Below are 16,761 nucleotides of genomic sequence, written 5' to 3'. Positions count from 1 at the left end.
CGTGGGGAACGACCTCTCCGGTCAGTCGGCGGCGGGCCGGTAGCCGAACTCGGCCGACAGCCGCTCGGCCGCCTCGATCAGCAGGGGCGCGCATTCGCCCATGCGGGGCTTGAAGCGGGTCTGCGGACCGGCGACGCTCAGGACGGCGATGACATGGCCGTCGTGCCCGAGCACGGGAGCGGCGATGGAGGCCGAGCCGACCTCGCGCTCCCCGACGGACGTCGCGTAACCACGGCGCCGGATGGCGGCGAGCTCCTTGCGCAGCTTCGCGGGATCGGTGACGGTCCGGTCGGTCAGCGGCTCCAGCCGGTGCCGGTCGAGGTACGCGTCGGTCTCGGCCTCCGGCAGGAAGGCCAGCATGGCCTTGGACGAGCTGCCCGCGTGCAGCGGGAAGGGGATGCCCAGGGCTACTTCCATCCTCAACTCCTGGACGGGCACCACCTGGTCGACGTACAGCCGGGTGTCTCCCCGCCGGATGGACAGGGTGGCCGTCTCGCCGCACTCGTCCGCCAGGCGCCGCAGTTCGGGTGCGGCGAGGATCCGCAGATCGGTGCGGGCCAGGTAGGCGCGGCCGAGCGAGATGGCCGCAGGGCCGAGGGCGTACCGGCGGGTGACGGAGTCGGTGATGATCAGGTCGCGGTTGCGCAGTGCGGTGAGGATGCGGTGCACCGCGGCCTTGGTGATCCCCAGCTCCTGGGCGATCTCGGTGACGCCGAGGTCGGGGCGTCCCGCGCGGCCGAAGAGGAGCAGGACGTCCATGGCGCGCTCGACCGCTGCGATCGACCTGCTGCTGTTCTCGTCGGTCACGGTGTCCCCCGGTGTGGTGCGGGCGTGCTGAGCCGGCCGGGGCGACTCCGCCGACCTGGGACCAGCATAGGGGGCGATTTCCCCATGGGAAACACTCCCCCGGCCACGTATCGCAGGTCCCTTGACGCCCACTCCGGCATGTCATTACGGTGTGCGTGACACTGTTTCGCAAGACGAAACGACGCAGGAAGCGACATGGGGGCGGAAGTGGCCATGGACACCGGTACCGCCGTGGACGGGACGACCTTCCGCCGGGTGCTGGCCCGCTGGCCGAGCGGAGTCGGCATCATCACCACCGCCGGACGCGACGGCCTGCGCCACGGGATGACGGCGAGCTCCTTCAGCAGCGTCAGTCTCGATCCTCCGCTCGTTCTGGTCTGCCTCGACCGCCGCATTCGCTCCCACGAACTGGTCGCGCGGCACGGTGTTTTCGCCGTCAACGTGCTGGGGCGCGACCACATCGGACTCGGCCGCCGGTTCGCCGGGCTGACACCGGGCGTCACCGACCGGTTCGCCGAAGGCGACTGGCTTCCGGGCGCCACCGGCAGTCCGGTGCTCGCCGACGCCACGGCCTGGGTGGACTGCCGGGTACGCCACGCCTACCCGGGCGGGGACCACACCATCTTCGTGGGCGAGGTCATCGCCGCCGGAGTGCCCCGCATCACCTCCCCGCTGCTGTTCCACTCCCGTTCCTGGGGCCAGCTCGCCGATCCCCTGCCGGAGAGCGTCACGGTTGCCGACACGGAGCTGGCCCGCACGCTGGCGGCGGAGGCGGGGAACCGGCGGCGCGCGGCGCGGCTGACGGCCGCCGTCCGCGCCGCCGGTGTGCGGGTACGACTGCCCCGCGACGAGCTACGCCGCTCCCCCGCCCTGCCGGAGCCGGTCTCGGTCCGGGTGAGGAACGCCGCCGAGGCGGCGGAGGCCGCCGCGGGCTGCCGGGCGGTGGAGGTGACCGTGGCGGCGGACGGCACAGCCGCCACGGCCGCCTCCGTCGTCGCCGCCGTGGCCGGCTCGGGCACCGCGGTCGTGGGCCGCGTCGACGACGCCCTCGATCCCGCGCGGGGCCGGGCCGTACTGCACACCATCGGCGCCCTGCGGGAGGCGGGCTGCGGCGAGATCGCGCTGGACGAAGCCGGGCCCCGAGGTGGTGAGGACCGCGAGGACGGCTCGCCACGCCATCTGCGCAGGCTGCTCCAGGACGCCGTACCGCAGGCGGGAGACGCCCGGCTGCGGCTCGCCCTGCGCGACCACCACGGACTCGGGCTGGTCAACGCACTCACCGCGATGAAGAACGGCGTCAGGGACTTCGACACCGGCCTCGCCGGCTGCGGCGGACTGCTGCCCACCGAACGCCTGGTGCTGCTGTGCTCGCGGCTCGGCGTCGAGACGCCGGTGGAGAGGGAGGCCCTGCGCCCCTGCCTGAACGAGCTGCACACCCTGCGGTACGGGAGACGGCGCGGCGGCCCCGTCCGGCCCGCCGTCCCCTGACCGAACGCCGTGCGCCGTACCCGGTGCGGCGTGCACCACGCGCTGTGCGCCGTACGACGTATCCCGTACGCCCGTACGCCCGTACGGACCTACGCCTCGCGGCCGTACGCAGCACGCCGTGCGCCGTACGGACCGTGCGCCGAACGCCCCACCCGAGGCACCCGAAGCCAGTGAGGAGCCGCACCCATGCCAGCGTCCCCACCACCCGCTGCCCGCCTGACCGCCGAAAGTCTCCTCGACGCCATGACCCCGGCCGAGCGCGCCCGGGCCGAGCGCGTCGAGGCCGTCCTGCCCGCCCTGCGGGCCTCGGCCGCCCGGGCCGACGCCGACGCCGCGTTCCCCGTCGGCCATGTGGCGCTGCTGCGCGACGCAGGGCTGCTCGGCCTGGTCGTACCGGAGGAGTACGGCGGTCTCGGCGGGACGCTGCGGGACCTGGCGGCGGCGACCCTCGCCATGGGCACCGCCTGCCCCTCCACCGCGCTTGCCTACTTCTTCCACAACACCAGCGCCTCGCGCGGGCTGTTGCCCCTCGACGCCATCAAGGCCGGGCTGTTCGCCCCCGAGGAGGCGGGCGAGGTGACCGCCTTCGCCGAACGGGTGCTGACGACGATGGCGTCCGGGCGGTGGCTCGCCAACTTCGCCAGTGAGTCGGTCAAGAGTTCCGGAGCCAACATCTCCATCGCCACCACCGCGAAGCCGGCCCCCGGCGGCTGGCAGCTCTCCGGCGAGAAGTCCTTCGGCTGCGCCACCGGCGTCGCCGACACCTACCTCGTCACCGCCAAGCTGGAAGGCAGGGAAGGGCCTGACGCGCTGGCCCTCTTCCTCGTGCCGCGCACCGCACCCGGAGTCACCTCCCGCGAGCCGTGGAACGGCCTCGGCATGCGCGCCAGCGCCAACCACGGCATCCGGCTCGCCGACGTCTTCGTGCCCGAGGACCAGGCCCTCACCGTGCCCGGCGCGTTCACCCGCATGCTCCAGGTCAGCCGCGGCAGCTTCGTCGGCAACCAGCTCGCCATCGCCGCCGTCTACACGGGCGCGGCGCAGGCGGTGTACGACCACACGCTGGAGACCCTCACGCGCCGGACGTTCGCCGACACGGGCAGGCCGATCGCCTCCAGCCCCGTGCATCAGGTCCTCATCGGTGACATGACGCAACACCTCCAGACCGCCCACCTGTGGCTGCGGCGCCAGTTGGAGCTGGAGACCTCCGAGCCGCCGTTGCGGCCCAAGTCCGAGGTGTTCACGCACTGGCGGCTGGGCAAGGGCTCGGTGACCGAGGCCTGCTTCGACGTGGCGCTGGGCGCGTTGAAGGCCTGCGGTACGTCGGGGGCCACCATGGACGGACCGGTGGGCCGTGCGCTGCGTGACCTCGCCATGGGCCTGGTGATGACGTTCCCGGCCGAACGCGGTCGGCTCGAAGCGGCCAGGATCGCCACCGACGCCCAGGAGAACGCCCTGTTCGCGACCGTGGAGGCCGACCGGTGAGCCAACTGCCCACAACCGCCGATCTGGTGGACGGTGTCTGGCAGCCCTGTTCCCGTGAGCTCGACGTGGTGCTGGAGGACCCGGCGACCGGTGAACCCCTGGGTCGGGCGATGGCCTCCGCCCCGGAGCGCGTCGAGCGCGCCCTCGCCGCCGCGGCCTCGCTCCACGCCGACGAGAGCTGGACCGGGCTCGCCGACGAGAAGCGGGCGGACGCGCTGGAGACGGCCGCCGCCGCGGTGGAGGCCCGCGTCCCGGAGATCGTACGGGCCGAGGCGTACGCCACCGGCGTCCCGCTGGCCCAGACGTCGGGTCTTGGCGTCATCGTCGGCGGGGCCTTCCGCCTGGCCGCAGCGCGCCTGCGGGCCGGGCTGCTGCACTCCGGCGCCGTCCGGCCGGACGGCCGGTCCGTCGAGGTGCGTCGTGCCGCGCTCGGGCCCGCCCTGTGCGTCGTCCCGTACAACGCGCCCGCGCCCATGGCCGCTCACAAGGCGGCGAGCGCGCTGGCCGCCGGCTGCCCGGTCGTCGTCAAGGCCCCCGAACTGGCTCCGTACAGTACGCAGTTGCTGGTCGAGGCCGCTGCCGAGGGGCTGGCCGCCGCCGGGGCGCCGCCGGCCGTGCTCCAACTCCTGCACGGGGACGGCGCCACCGGGGCTCGGCTGGTGGCGGACGACAGGATCCGGGTGGTGTCGTTCACGGGAGGTACGGCGACGGGCCGCGACATCGCCGCCGTGTGCGGGCGCGCGCTCAAGCCCGTTCAGCTCGAACTCGGCGGGAACAACCCGTTGATCGTCATGCCGGACGCGGACGTGGCCATCGCGGGCCGCGTCGCGGCCGAGCTGCTCACCACGCTCAACGGCCAGTGGTGCCGGGCGCTGGGCCGGCTCGTCGTACCGGCGCGGCTGCTCACCGAGGTCCTGGACGCGACGGCGGGGGTGCTCGCCGCACTGCGGGTGGGCGATCCGCTGGACCCGGCCACCGGGTACGGGCCGCTGGCGCACTCCCGCCACCGTACGAAGGCGCTGGCGGCGGTCGAGGCGCTGACCGGTGCGGGGGCGAAGGCGCATCCCCTCGCCGGTGTTCCCGAGCGGGGCAATTTCCTGCCGCCCCTGCTGGTGACCGGTGCGCCGGAGGCCGCCGCGCGCGAGGAGATCTTCGGGCCGGTGGCGACCGTCCACCCGTACGCCGACGAGGCCGAGGCCGTGGCCCTCGCCAACTCCACCGGATACGGCCTTGAGGGGTACGTGGTGGGCGGCGACGAGACGGCCGCCCTGGGCGTCGCGCGGCGCGTCCGGGCGGGCGAGGTGAAGGTCAACGGCTCGTCGGTGCTGAGCCTGCACACCGACACGCCCCGCCCCGCCTGGGGCTTGTCCGGGCTGGTGGACGAGGGCACGGACGAGACGATCCTGCACTTCACCGGCGCCCGGGTCACCGGCGTGGAGGGGGCCTTCGCGCTGCACGCCGGGCCCGGCGCGGCTTCGGAACGCGGTGCGCGGTGAGCCGTGTTCTGGTCGCGGGCGCGGGGCCCGTGGGGCTGACCGCCGCGCTCGTCCTGGCCCGGCGCGGGGTTCCGGTGACGGTCCTGGAGGCGGGGGCGGGTCTCGCCGAGGAGTCGCGGGCGTCGACGTTCCATCCGCCGACCCTGGAGATGCTCGACGAACTGGGGGTCGTCGCGGCGCTGCTCGACCGGGGGCTGGTCGCCCGCACCTTCCAGTACCGCGACCGCCGCACCGGACGGCCGGTCGCCGAGCTGGACCTGGCGGTGCTCGCGGACGACACGCCGTACCCGTACCGCGTGCAGTGTGAGCAGAGCAAGCTGACGCCGATCCTGCTCGACGCGCTGAGCCGGCACCCTGCGGCCGATGTGCGCTTCGGCTGTCCGGTCCGGGAGGTGGCGCGGGACGCCGGTTCGGTGACCGTGGTGCTGGGGGACGGCTCTCGGGTGCGCGGCGACTGGCTGATCGGCGCGGACGGGGCGCACTCGGTCGTACGGCGTGCCCTGGGCGCGGAGTTCCCGGGCGTGACGTATCCGGAGCGCTTTCTGGTGGCGTCGCTCGACGAGGACCTGACGGCCACGGTGCCGGACCTGGCGCCGATCGCGTACGTCCTCGATCCGGACGAGTGGCTGGTGCTGCTGCGTACGCCCGGCCACTGGCGGGTGCTGCTGCCCACGCCGGACGGCACACCGGACGCGGCCGAGCTGGCGCGGCTCCCGGAACGGCTTCGCGATCTGTCCGGAGTCGGGGAACGGCCGTGGCGCGTCGCGCACACCAGCCTGTACCGGGTCCATCAGCGGGTCGCGGACGGCTTCCGGTACGGCCGGGTGCTGCTGTGCGGGGACGCCGCGCACGTCAACAACCCGCTGGGCGGCATGGGGATGAACAGCGGTATCCACGACGCCGTCCTGATGGGCGGCGCGCTCGCCGACGTGATGGCGGGGGAGGCCGGGGACGCGGAGCTGTCCCGTACCGCCGAGCGGCGCCGGCGCTGTGCCCTGGCGTACGTCGGAGCCGAGACCCATCGCAACTGGGAACGGCTGCGGGCCCGTGACGAGGAGACCCGGGCGTCCGTGCGCGCGGAGTTGCGGGCCACGGCGGCGGACCCGGGCAGGGCCAGGGATGCGCTGCTGCGCAGTTCGATGATCGCCTCTCTGAGACCTGCGGGTGGTGCGAAGGGGGGCGCGGATGCCCGCTGAGCTCATCGTCCGCCGGAACCCGGCGCGGGTGGACGAGGTCGTCGGCAGCGTGCCGGTCGCCGGGGGCGCGGCGGTGGACCGGGCCGTCGCGGCGGCGGACGCGGCCGCCCGATCCTGGGCCGGGGAGCCGGCGGAGGACCGGGCCCGTGCGCTGCTGCGCGCGGCCGACGCGCTCGATGAGGTGGCGGCCGAGGCCGCGCCGTTGCTGGCGAGTGAGTCGGGCAAGCCGCTGGCGGACTGCGCGGGCGAGATCCGCTTCTCCGGGGTCGTCCTGCGCTGGTACGCCGAACAGGCCCCCGGGCTGCTGGCCGACCGTGTCACCGACGACGCGGCGGGCCGGCTGACGGTACGTCACCGGCCCTTCGGCGCGGTGGCGGCGCTCACGCCGTGGAACGCCCCGGTGGTGCTCACCGTCGTCAAGCTGGCGCCCGCGCTGGCGGCGGGCAACACCCTGGTGGTCAAGCCCTCGCCGCTGGCCCCGCTGGCCGTGTCGCTGGTCCTGGACACGCTCGCGCGTCACTTCCCGCCGGGGCTGCTGCATGTCCTGCACGGGTACGCCGACACCGCGCGCGCCCTGGCGGGGCACGCACGCATCCGGAAGGTGTCGTTCACCGGCGGGCCGGAGGCGGGGCGTGCCGTGGGCGCGGTCGCCGCGGCGGCGCTGACGCCGACCACCATGGAGCTGGGCGGCAACGACGCCGCCGTACTCCTGGACGACGCCCGACTGTCGGAGAGCGACCTGGAGCGGCTGGTGCTGGCCAGTTTCGCCACCGCGGGACAGGTGTGCATGGCGGCCAAGCGGATCTACGTGCCACGCCGGCGGTACGAGCGCTTCGTGGCGGAGTACGTCGCGGCGGCCGAGCGCGCGCTGCTGCTCGGCGACCCGCTGCGGCCCGCCACGACGGTGGGCCCGGTGATCAGCGCGGAGGCGGCGGACCGGATCCGGCTGCTCGTCGCCGATGCCCGGGGCCGGGGCGGACGCCGTGTCGAGCTGGGCGGGGTGTGCCCGGACACGGACCTCGCCGCCGGACACTTCGTGCGGCCCACGCTGCTCCTTGGTCTCGACGACCGCGCTCCCGCAGTACGGGAGGAGCAGTTCGGCCCGGTGGTCCCGGTGCTGGCCTACGACGACGAGGACGAGGTGGTGGCCCGCGTCAACGCCACCGAGTACGGCCTGGGCGCTTCGGTGTGGAGCACCGACGAGGACCGGGCGTTCGCCTTCGCGCACCGTCTGGAGGCGGGTTTCCGCTTCGTCAACACGCACAACCGCACGGGGATGTCGCCGCGGGCGCCCTTCGGCGGGATCAAGCGCAGTGGGCACGGCCGGGAGTACGGGGCCGAGGGGCTGTACGCCTATACGCAGCCGTGCGTCACGCACGCGCCCGCGGCCTTCCGGCCGGGTGGTCCGGGGATGCCGCCCGGTGCGTATCCCGGCCTCGTGTGACCGCCGCCCGTCGAGCGGGTGTCAACTCCGCCTCGGCGGTGGGTATTGACAGGTCCGCCCGCCTCCGCTGTCATGCCCGTATCGCGAACAGAAACTTCGTTTCTCTTTAGGAAACGACTGTCCGCCCTTGGAGGCTCGCATGCACCTGCCAGCTCTGCGCAAGGTGATCGTTCCGGCACTGGCCGCCCTGCTCCTCGGCGTCGTCCCGGCCACCACCGCCCACTCCGCGACCCTCGCGTCCCCCGCGTCCGCCGCGTCCGCCGTCACCAAGGCGTCCACCACCGTCGACGTGTCCTGCGCGGTCTTCACCTACCGCCAGTCCGCCGACTGGTACTTCCCGTCCACCGCGTCCGGGGCCCCCAAGGGCCTGATCTGGCTCCAGCACGGCTTCGCCCGGGCCAACGACCACATGACGGACCTGGCCGGCCGCTACGCCGCCGCCGGGTACGTGGTGTTCGCCCCGACCCTGCGCAGCGCCGACATGTTCGGCTGCACGCTGCAGAACATCGGCAACAACAAGCCGTTCCTCGACAACGTGGCGAAGTGGTTCGCCTCCGCCGACAACCCCTCGTCCCAACTGGCCCGCAGCTACGCGTCGGCCAAGAGTCAGGCCGGCCGTACCGATCTGGGCGCACTGCCCGCCGCGTTCGTCTTCTCCGGCCACTCGGCGGGCGCCGAGGCGGCGGAGTACGTGGCGCAGAGACTGCGGGCCGACCACCCGGCCGCCTTCGCCAAGGTGCGGGGCCTGGTGCTGCTGGACCCGGTGAAGTCGTTCATCGGGAACAACACCGACGCCTCACTGTCCCAGCTGGCGACGACGTCCCTGCCCATCCTGACGGTCTCCGCTCCCGGCTACAGCTGCAACAACAGCGGCAGCGGCACCACCGCGCTCCAACAGCTCCTGCCGCGCCCCTTCGTCGGCGTACGGCTGACGACGGGCGCCCACACCGACGCGGAGGGCTCCTCCACCGACGACGCCGGCACGCTGATGTGCGGCACGCCGCAGCAGAAGAACGTCTCGGCGCTCCAGACCCTCGCGGTCGGCTGGGCGAAGGACGCCTTCACCGGGGCGCGCACCGCGGACCTGTACCCCGGCGGCGCGTACTACGCGTCCCTGCTCGCCGCGGGCACCGTCCAGACCCTTCAGGGCCGCGCTTCGTAATCGACCGTCACCCGGTCCGCGAGCCGCGGTCGCAGCCAGTCACCCAGCGCGCGATGCGCTGGGTGACTCTGGTATCCGGCGAGCGCGGCGGCCGAGGCGTGCCGGGTGGTCAGACACAGATCGTACGAGACGGCCGACCCGGTGACGTCGAGGCCGACGCGCATCGACTCGATCTCACCGACCAGGGCGGGCAGTTCCTCCAGCCGCTCCTTGGCCTCGCGGGCGTCGGCCGGGTCGCTGAACCTCATCAGGACGACGTGGACGAGCACGACGGAACCTCCGATCGGTCATCGCTTCCCACCCCTGTCGCGGGGTGGCACCCGAGTGTATGTTTGGGAAACACTGTTCCGCTAGAGGAACCAGAGGAGGCTGTCATGGCCAGGCTCGGCACCACCGTGCGCGTCGCGGCGGCCCAGTTCGCCGTCGGCGCCGACCGCCGGGCCAACCTGGCCGCCTGCCTCCGCGCGATCGACGCGGCGGCGCGGCGCGGCGCACGTCTGGTGGTGCTGCCGGAATTCTGCAACCACCTCTCCTGGTACGACGATCGTGCACACGCGCTGCGCAGGGCGTGCCGGCTCGGTGACGACTTCCTTGCGCCGGTGGCAGCGGCGGCCGAGCGGTACGGCATGTTCGTCAAACTCCACGTCACCCTGGCCACCGCCCACGAAGACCAAGACCGGGACCGGGTCACCGCGGCGAGCCTGCTGTACGGCCCCGAGGGGACGCTCGTCGCCCATGCGGACAAGCAGGTCCTGATGGGCAGCGAGAGGGACCACCTCGACCCGGCTCTCGAAGCGGGACCCGTGGTGGACACGGAGCTCGGCAGGATCGGCCTGTACTCCTGCATGGAGGGCGTGATCAGCGAGGTGTGCCGGGGACTCGCCCTGCGCGGCGCCCAGGTGCTCCTCAACAGTCTCAACTCCTTCGCCCTGGACGAGGCTTCGCTCCACATTCCGGTGCGGGCGGCGGAGAACAAGGTCTGGGTCGTCGCCGCCAACAAGGTCGGTCCCCTGCTGCCCGCCGAGCACACCGACGCCGTCGCCGCCGGCCTCCGTGTGCCGCGCGAGGCGCTGTACGGGGCCGGGGAGAGCCAGATCGTCGCCCCCGACGGCACCGTGGTCGCCCGTGCCCCGCGCACGGGTGAGGCGGTCGTCGTCGCCGACATCGAGCCGGCGCGGGCCGACGACAAGCGGCGCCCGGACGGCACGGACCTCTTCGCCGCCCGCCGGCCCGCGCTGTACGCCCCCCTCGCGGCTGCGCCCCGCCCGGCACCGGACTTCGCGGGACGGCGGGCCGACGAGGTGACGGCCGCCGTGGTCCAGCCCTCCACCTCGGGCCCGGACGCGGTGGCCGAGGCGGCGGAACTGACCGCCCGGGCGGCCGCCCATGGCGCGTCCCTCGTCGTGCTGCCGGAGATGTTCTGCTTCCCCGGCGGGGTCGCCGAGGAGGGAACGTCCGACCCGGACGCACTCGCCAAGGAGGCGCTGGCGGCGCTGACCGGCGCCCTGGCCGGCACCGACACGTACCTCGCCTGCACGCTCCCCCACGAAGGCAGCCACACGGGATATCTGCTCCGTGGCGACGGCCCCGTCCTCGTCCAGCCCCAGCTGCACCGCAGCGCGCGGCACTCCCCCTGGGCCGACGGTCCACCCGGGCCACGGCTCCTCACGCACGACGCCCCGTGGGGCAGGATCGCGGTCGTCGTCGGCGACGACAGCCTGTACCCGGAGACCTTCCGGCTCGCCGCGCTCGCCGGGTCGGACACGGCCGCCGTCTGCTTCACCGGGACGGAACCCTGGGAGAGCGCCCTCGGGCTCCCGGAGCGCGGCGCCGAGAACCGGATGAACGTCGTGGCAGCGGGTCACGCCACCGGCGCTATCCACTGTCTGCCACGGGACTTCGGCCTGTGGCAGACGCGCGAGGCGCCCTTCGACGGCCGGATCAGCCACCCCGACACCGTCCCGGCGGACGGCCGCCTCACCCTCGCCCCGATACGGCCGGCCCAGGCCGCCCGCCGTCTCGTCTCGCGGGGCACCGATCTCGTCGACGGGCGGCCCTGGCACCTCGCCGGGGCCCTCGTATCGGCCGCACGCCCAGGAGGAGCAGCGTGAGCGAAACCCGCGAAACCCGCGAAACCCTCAAGGCTGTCCAGGACATGACGGACGAAGCCCCGGCCACCGACGTGACCGACACCTTCGAGCAGTGGCGCGTCCTGCTCACCGAGCTCAAGGAGAAGATCGACGCCCGCTTCGAGCTCCACCGGGACCCGTCCACCAAGGACCTGGACACCTACGGCTCGCCGCCCGAGAGCCCCGGCGGCTCGCTGGCCGCGTACACCGGCCCGGAGGTCGACTGGATGGTGCACTCCTGGCTGGGCAACCCCACGCGCGGCTTCGCCAATCTCCACCTGACCGTCTGGCTCGGCCCGCACATCCGCGTCCCGCACCTGGGCATCGCCCTGCTCTGCTGGCCGGGCGGGTGGTTCTACCTCGATTCCGTACCCCGTACGAACCTGCTCGCGGACGGCGCCTCCTACGACCGCTACTACGAGCCCGTCGCCGCCGAATGGCTGTCCGTACGCGAGGAGAACCCCAAGCTGTCGTGGTTCACCAGCCGCGCCGGTTTCATCCGGGCGAGCCTCTCCCCCACCGCGTACTGCTACTCGATGCCTCGCGACGAGCACCACATCGCGCTCGTGCGCCGGCTGACGCACGCGCACGTGGACCGGTGGCTGGGATGGGTGGACGAGGCGGAGCCCGTACCGGAGGAGCAGCGGGCAGCGCTGGCCGCCACCGATCTGGCGACCCGCCGCAACATCGCCGAACGCGACCCCGCCAACGTCATGGGCGTGCGGTACTTCGGCCAGGAGACCACCGACCGGCTGGTCCGCGCCCTGTGGGGCGGGGACCGCGAGTCGCCCCGGCCCGGCGGGCCCGCGTCATGAGCCAGGTCCGGTCCCTGTGGTGGGCCCGGCGGGTGCCCGGTCTCAAGGAACCGTTCGACACCGCCCATCTGCGTGTCTTCTACCCGGCCCGGCACACGGGCTCCGACGCCGAACGCCTGTCCGGCGAGGTACCGGCTGATCCGTCCCGCGCCCCTTACCCCGTCGTCCTGCTGCTGCCCGGCATCAACGTCGGCCAGGACGCGTACCGCTGGCTCGCCATCGCCCTCGCCGAGAAGGGGCTGGTCACCGTCACGGCCGACCTGGTCGGTGAGCTGTTCGCCGGCCGCCACGGCCTCACCCCGGCCGTCGACCTCGACGCCGCTTCCCCGTCCGGGTACGGGTCACGGCCCACCACCCCGCTCATCGCCGCTCTGCTCGCCGCGATGGGCGAGCTAGCCGCCCGGCCTCCCCTGGCCGGGCTGCTGGACCTGGACCGCGTCGCGCTGGGCGGGCACTCGGCCGGCGGCACGGTGGCGTTGCAGTCCGCCGGGTTCACGCCGGGCGTCCGGGCGGTCTTCACGTACGGCGCCCATACGCTGGTCGCCTCGATGCTGGGCTGGCCGCCCGGCACGGTGCTGCCGGTGAGCGGCACCGCGCCGGTCATGCTGCTGTCCGGCGAGACGGACGGCGTGATCGCCGCGAGCACCGACCGGTACGGGGGCGAGGGCGCGACCGATCCCGTGGAGCGCACCTTCGCCCGAGCACTGCGGGACGCGGACGGGGCGCACGTCTGGGCGCGGCTCGCTGGCGCGGGCCACTTCACGCCCTGCGATCCGCACGACCCCACCACGGCCCGCGGGTTCCTCGAACGGCCCGGCGCAGCCCAGCACTCGGCACGGGCTCTGCTGGCCCGGCTCGTCACGCTCTTCTGCACCGCCCATCTCCGCGGCGACGCCACCGCCCGCGGCGCGCTCATGTCACTGCTCGCCCCGCCCCATCCCGGCCTCGCCCTGGTGCGTCGCCGCTGAGACCGCTGAGACCCGCTGATCCCTGAAGGAGCGGCACGGATGCTGAAGAATTTCTGGTACGCGGTCGAGTTCGCCGACCGCGTCGGGCGCACGCCCCGCAAAGTGGTGTGCCTCGGCCAGTCGCTCGTGCTGTACCGCACGGGCGCCGGCCGCCCCGTCGCCCTGTCCGACCTCTGCGCGCACCGGGGCGCGACCCTGTCCGCCGGCACCCTGGCGGGCGACTGCGTGGTCTGCCCGTACCACGGATGGCGGTTCGACACGGACGGGGCGTGCACCCTCATCCCGGCCAACCAGGCCGGGCGGGGCATCCCGAAGAAGGCCCGGGTCGACGCGTACCCCGTGCGGGAGAAGTACGGCTTCGTGTGGGTGTTCCTCGGCGATCTGCCGCCCGAGGAGCGGCCCCCGATCCCGGTCTGGCCCGAGTTCGACGACCTCGTCGAGCACGGTGGGCGGTTCAGGGCGGTCAGGGGCGAGTACCTGTGGCGCTCCAACTACGAGCGAGTGCTGGAGAACGGCTGCGACATCGCGCACACCCCGTTCGTCCACGCGGGCTCGTTCGGCAACCCGGACCGGCCGGAGGTCGAGGAGTACACACTGGAACAGCCCGACGAGTGGTCGGCGTTCGCGACGGTCGCTCTGCATCCGCCCACCGCCAAAGGGCTGTGGGGCAGGCTGTACGCGGACCGCAGGGCACGGGCGAAGGACCGGCCACCGGTGGTGACGACGGCCGGCTGGATGCTGCCGAACCTGATCAAGCTGCATGTGCGGCTGCCGCTGGGCAGCATGGTCATCTACGACACCAACATCCCCGTCGACGAGACGACGACCCTGGTGAAGTGGGTTGCGCTGCGGGACTTCTTCACCGGGGCGTGGGCCGACGGCAACACCCGCAAGCGGGTCATGAGGATCTTCGGCCAGGACGCCCCCGTAGTGGACGGCACCCGGCCCGAACTGCTCCCCGCCGACCTGGGCGCGGAGCTGCACCTGCGGTCCGACCTGATCTCGGTCGCGTACCGCCGCAAACGTCAGGAACTGGCGGCCAAGGGCTGGATGGTCGGTGACGCCGACCGCATCACCGGCGACGTCCCGGCACGCACCGCCACCGTGATCCCCTCGCCCGGCCGCCGCGACATCCCCGAGTTCGCGCGCGCCTGGGAGCAGAAGGCGCACGGCTTCCACCCCACCGTCGAGAGCGAGTGATCATGTCAGAAGCGGTGATGTCCCCGGCCGCCGAGCTGTCGGCCCTGGTCCTCGACCGGCTCGTCGCCGGTACGGGCGTGAGCGAGCGGCCCACCGAGTGGACAACCCTGCGCGGACCCGCCTTCCCCGAACCGGTCGGCAGCGTACGGTACTTCACCGGCGGCCACGCCGAGTCCGTCGCGTCGGTGGTGTACATCGGCCTTGTGCTGCCCGCCGCCGGTCTTGACAGCCACATGGTGTTCGCCTTCGGCGCGGACGACTGCCCGCTGCCCCACTTCACGCTCGACTCGGTGCACGCGGGCGGTGCGTACGCCTTCCACCTGGACCTGGTGCAGCGGGCCGACCTGGCCGCCCATCCGGTGTATACGGACACCGTGTACGGCCCGCTCACCAAGCCCCACGCGCGGGCCGCCGAGGCCCCCGGACTCACCGCCGCGGCCATCAGCCCGCGCCAACGGTCCCTGATGTCCCCGTGGATGCTGGTGCACCGCGCCGACGAGGCGGCCCTGCGCGCCATCACGCCGGTGGCTGAGGAGTACCTGGAGCACTGGCTGTCGCTCGCCGCCGCGATACCGGCGGAGGCGGCCGGCGAACTCGCCGACACCGACCTGCCCGAACGGGACCGACGGCTGCGCACCGCGCTGTTCAGCCGGGAGATCGACCCGGTGTGGGGCAGGGTCGACCGGCTGCTCGGCGCCACGACCACGGACCGGCTGCGGCACCTGTTGATCACCGGCCACCCGGAGGGAACGCGATGACCCAGGTCTCCCCCAGCGCCTGGCAGCAGCGCATCGCGGGCGAGTGGCACGGCCGCCCCTCCCTCTTCGACGCCCACGGCACCTGGTGCGGCTACGAGGACATCCGCCGCTCGTCCGACTTCAAGGACGGCGCCACCGTCTACCGCATGGACGGCGGCCTCACGGGCGGCGGGCCGCTCGCCGGCCGGTTCCGTCTGGCCGCGCCCTTCGCGTTCGCGGTGAGCGACGCCGACGACAACCGTCTCTACCAAGGGCCCGACTTCCACGGCAGCGGGCAGCCGTACGGCGCGTTCGTCGACGCCCACTACTACGGCCCCGGCTGGCAGGTGGGCCTCAACACCTGGAACCACGTACTGCCCGGGGGCACCGCCCAGGTCTACTCCTCGGTCCTGTACCAGGGCTGGACGGTCATCGGCTGCTTCAACGGCCTCTACGTGAGGACCACCGACCACGACACGAACCCGGACACCCGGCGGGCCGTCGCCGCGCACCGGGAGGCCGAGACCGCCAACGGCCCCGTCCCGTGGATCCTGCCGACCAAACAGGCCGGGCGCTACACGGGTGACTGCGAGCTGTGGGGCGCGGACCAGAAGCCGCTGGGCACGGTACGGATCGTCGACCGGCTCACCCCGCTGGACCTGCTGCGCACCGAGCACCGTGTCACCTGGACGGGCGGCGGGACCGACCGGGCGTTCACCGTGGTACGGCGGCGGGACGGGACGCGTGAGTTCTGGGAGGGCCCCGACGCCTGGGGCAGCGCCCAGGCCTTCGGCCGCGCCAACTTCCCGCTGTGGCACTTCACGGGCCGCGGCGACGCACAGGGCGTACACCGCGTACACCGGGTCACGGGGCGGGAGTTCGCCCTCGACGCCACGCCTGGCATGTCGGCGGGCGGGCGGCTGGCCGTCTCGTACGAGCTGTTCGACGGCAACGTCCTCAGCGCCGTGCTGCACGGCGTACTGACCTGGGAGGCGGAGTCGTGAGCGGCGGCACCGTCGTGGTGGTCACCGGCGGTACGCGGGGGATCGGCCTGGGGCTCGTACGGGCGTTCCTCGCGCGCGGCTGCCGCGTGGCGCTGTGCGGCCGTAGCGCTGGTGCCGGTGCTGCTGCCGGTGAGGCCGGTGAGGCCCTGCCCGGCCCGGCGGACCGGGTGCTGGAGCGGGTGGCGGACGTCACCGACCGCGGGCAGGTACAGGCGCTGTGGGACGCCGCGTACGAGCGGTTCGGGCGCGTCGACGTCTGGATCAACAACGCGGGCGCCGCCGCGCCCCGGCGCCCGTTCTGGGAGCTGTCCGCGGCGGACGTCGAAGCGGTGGCGGCGGCGAACCTGCTGGGCACGGCCCACGGCTCGGCCGTCGCGGTGACCGGCTTCCTCGCCCAGGGGCGGGGACGGCTGTGGAACATGGAGGGCTTCGGCTCCGACGGGCGCGCGCTGCCCGGCCTCGGGGCGTACGGCGCCACCAAGAGCGCGGTCACGTACCTGACGCGGGCCATCGCCGCCGACCTCGACGAGCGGGCCAGGGCGCACCCGCACGACGTGAAGGCGCTGCGCCTGTCCCCCGGGATGCTCGTGACCGACCTGCTCGTCCACGGCTACACCCCCGAGCAGTACGCGAAGGCCCGGAAGGTCCTCGACATCCTCGCCGACCGGGTGGAGACGGTGACCCCGTGGCTCGCGGACCGGGTCCTCAACGACCGGACCCGCAACGGGGGCCGCGTCGCCTGGCTGACCCGCCGCAGGGCGGCGGCCCGGTTCGCCACGGCGGCCTTGCGGCGGCGCGACGTGCTCCCCGAAACCCTCCCGGTTCGGTGA

General features: G+C 73.6%; 15 protein-coding genes. 13 read left to right on the top strand and 2 right to left on the bottom strand.

Annotated elements, in window-relative coordinates; all coding sequences use genetic code 11:
- Window positions 1-21: 21 nt before the first annotated feature.
- Entirely contained in the window at window positions 22-807 is a 786-nt protein-coding gene (locus tag G412_RS0126810; protein WP_037649970.1) for an IclR family transcriptional regulator, read from the bottom strand.
- Between the two features lie 195 nt (window positions 808-1,002).
- Here G412_RS0126810 and G412_RS37370 point away from each other — a divergent pair, with 195 nt between their 5' ends.
- The 6 genes from G412_RS37370 (at window position 1,003) to G412_RS0126780 (ending at window position 9,078) form a co-directional block, all read left to right on the top strand.
- Window positions 1,003-2,295: a flavin reductase gene (locus tag G412_RS37370; RefSeq protein ID WP_051338627.1), complete on the top strand. Its 1,293-nt coding sequence runs from the start codon at window positions 1,003-1,005 to the stop codon at window positions 2,293-2,295.
- 186 nt (window positions 2,296-2,481) lie between these two features.
- Window positions 2,482-3,780 carry an acyl-CoA dehydrogenase family protein gene (locus tag G412_RS0126800; protein ID WP_037649969.1) on the top strand — a complete coding sequence of 433 codons (1,299 nt, stop codon included), beginning with the start codon at window positions 2,482-2,484 and terminating at the stop codon, window positions 3,778-3,780.
- Window positions 3,777-5,276 (top strand): aldehyde dehydrogenase family protein, encoded by a 1,500-nt coding sequence (locus G412_RS36085; RefSeq protein ID WP_051338626.1) that lies wholly within the window; start codon window positions 3,777-3,779, stop codon window positions 5,274-5,276. The genes G412_RS0126800 and G412_RS36085 overlap by 4 nt, the downstream gene beginning before the upstream one ends.
- Window positions 5,273-6,472, top strand: a complete 1,200-nt coding sequence (locus G412_RS0126790) for an FAD-dependent oxidoreductase (RefSeq protein WP_028814774.1) — start codon at window positions 5,273-5,275, stop codon at window positions 6,470-6,472. Before G412_RS36085 ends, G412_RS0126790 begins: the two co-directional genes overlap by 4 nt.
- A complete protein-coding gene (locus G412_RS36080) occupies window positions 6,462-7,916 on the top strand; it encodes an aldehyde dehydrogenase family protein (protein WP_037649968.1) in 1,455 nt (484 codons plus the stop codon). Before G412_RS0126790 ends, G412_RS36080 begins: the two co-directional genes overlap by 11 nt.
- A gap of 139 nt (window positions 7,917-8,055) precedes the next feature.
- A complete protein-coding gene (locus G412_RS0126780; RefSeq protein ID WP_051338625.1) occupies window positions 8,056-9,078 on the top strand; it encodes an alpha/beta hydrolase fold domain-containing protein in 1,023 nt (340 codons plus the stop codon).
- Here the strand turns inward: G412_RS0126780 and G412_RS36075 are convergent.
- Window positions 9,060-9,347 (bottom strand): Dabb family protein, encoded by a 288-nt coding sequence (locus G412_RS36075; protein WP_037649967.1) that lies wholly within the window; start codon window positions 9,345-9,347, stop codon window positions 9,060-9,062. The genes G412_RS0126780 and G412_RS36075 overlap by 19 nt on opposite strands.
- A 105-nt stretch (window positions 9,348-9,452) precedes the next feature.
- On the opposite strand from G412_RS36075, the gene G412_RS0126770 reads away from it, so the two are divergent.
- From G412_RS0126770 to G412_RS0126740, 7 genes are read left to right on the top strand one after another with little or no spacing between them, the layout of a single operon-like run.
- Window positions 9,453-11,189, top strand: coding sequence for a nitrilase-related carbon-nitrogen hydrolase (locus G412_RS0126770; protein ID WP_028814772.1), 1,737 nt, complete (start codon window positions 9,453-9,455; stop codon window positions 11,187-11,189).
- Window positions 11,186-12,022: a hypothetical protein gene (locus G412_RS0126765; RefSeq protein ID WP_208857936.1), complete on the top strand. Its 837-nt coding sequence runs from the start codon at window positions 11,186-11,188 to the stop codon at window positions 12,020-12,022. The genes G412_RS0126770 and G412_RS0126765 overlap by 4 nt, the downstream gene beginning before the upstream one ends.
- Window positions 12,019-12,990 carry an alpha/beta hydrolase family protein gene (locus G412_RS0126760; RefSeq protein WP_028814770.1) on the top strand — a complete coding sequence of 324 codons (972 nt, stop codon included), beginning with the start codon at window positions 12,019-12,021 and terminating at the stop codon, window positions 12,988-12,990. Before G412_RS0126765 ends, G412_RS0126760 begins: the two co-directional genes overlap by 4 nt.
- A gap of 39 nt (window positions 12,991-13,029) precedes the next feature.
- A complete protein-coding gene (locus G412_RS36070; protein ID WP_037649966.1) occupies window positions 13,030-14,190 on the top strand; it encodes an aromatic ring-hydroxylating dioxygenase subunit alpha in 1,161 nt (386 codons plus the stop codon).
- A 2-nt stretch (window positions 14,191-14,192) separates the two neighbouring features.
- The gene (locus G412_RS0126750) at window positions 14,193-14,948 is read left to right on the top strand and encodes a hypothetical protein (RefSeq protein ID WP_157839165.1); all 756 of its coding nucleotides are present in this window, start codon (window positions 14,193-14,195) and stop codon (window positions 14,946-14,948) included.
- The gene (locus tag G412_RS0126745) at window positions 14,945-15,931 is read left to right on the top strand and encodes a hypothetical protein (RefSeq protein WP_028814768.1); all 987 of its coding nucleotides are present in this window, start codon (window positions 14,945-14,947) and stop codon (window positions 15,929-15,931) included. Before G412_RS0126750 ends, G412_RS0126745 begins: the two co-directional genes overlap by 4 nt.
- Window positions 15,928-16,761 carry an SDR family NAD(P)-dependent oxidoreductase gene (locus G412_RS0126740; protein WP_037649965.1) on the top strand — a complete coding sequence of 278 codons (834 nt, stop codon included), beginning with the start codon at window positions 15,928-15,930 and terminating at the stop codon, window positions 16,759-16,761. Before G412_RS0126745 ends, G412_RS0126740 begins: the two co-directional genes overlap by 4 nt.

It is taken from the genome of Streptomyces flavidovirens DSM 40150, from assembly GCF_000429085.1.
Classification (GTDB): Bacteria; Actinomycetota; Actinomycetes; order Streptomycetales; family Streptomycetaceae; genus Streptomyces; species Streptomyces flavidovirens.
The sequence above is the reverse complement of the archived record's forward strand: the minus strand, read 5'-3'. Positions and strand labels throughout refer to the sequence as shown.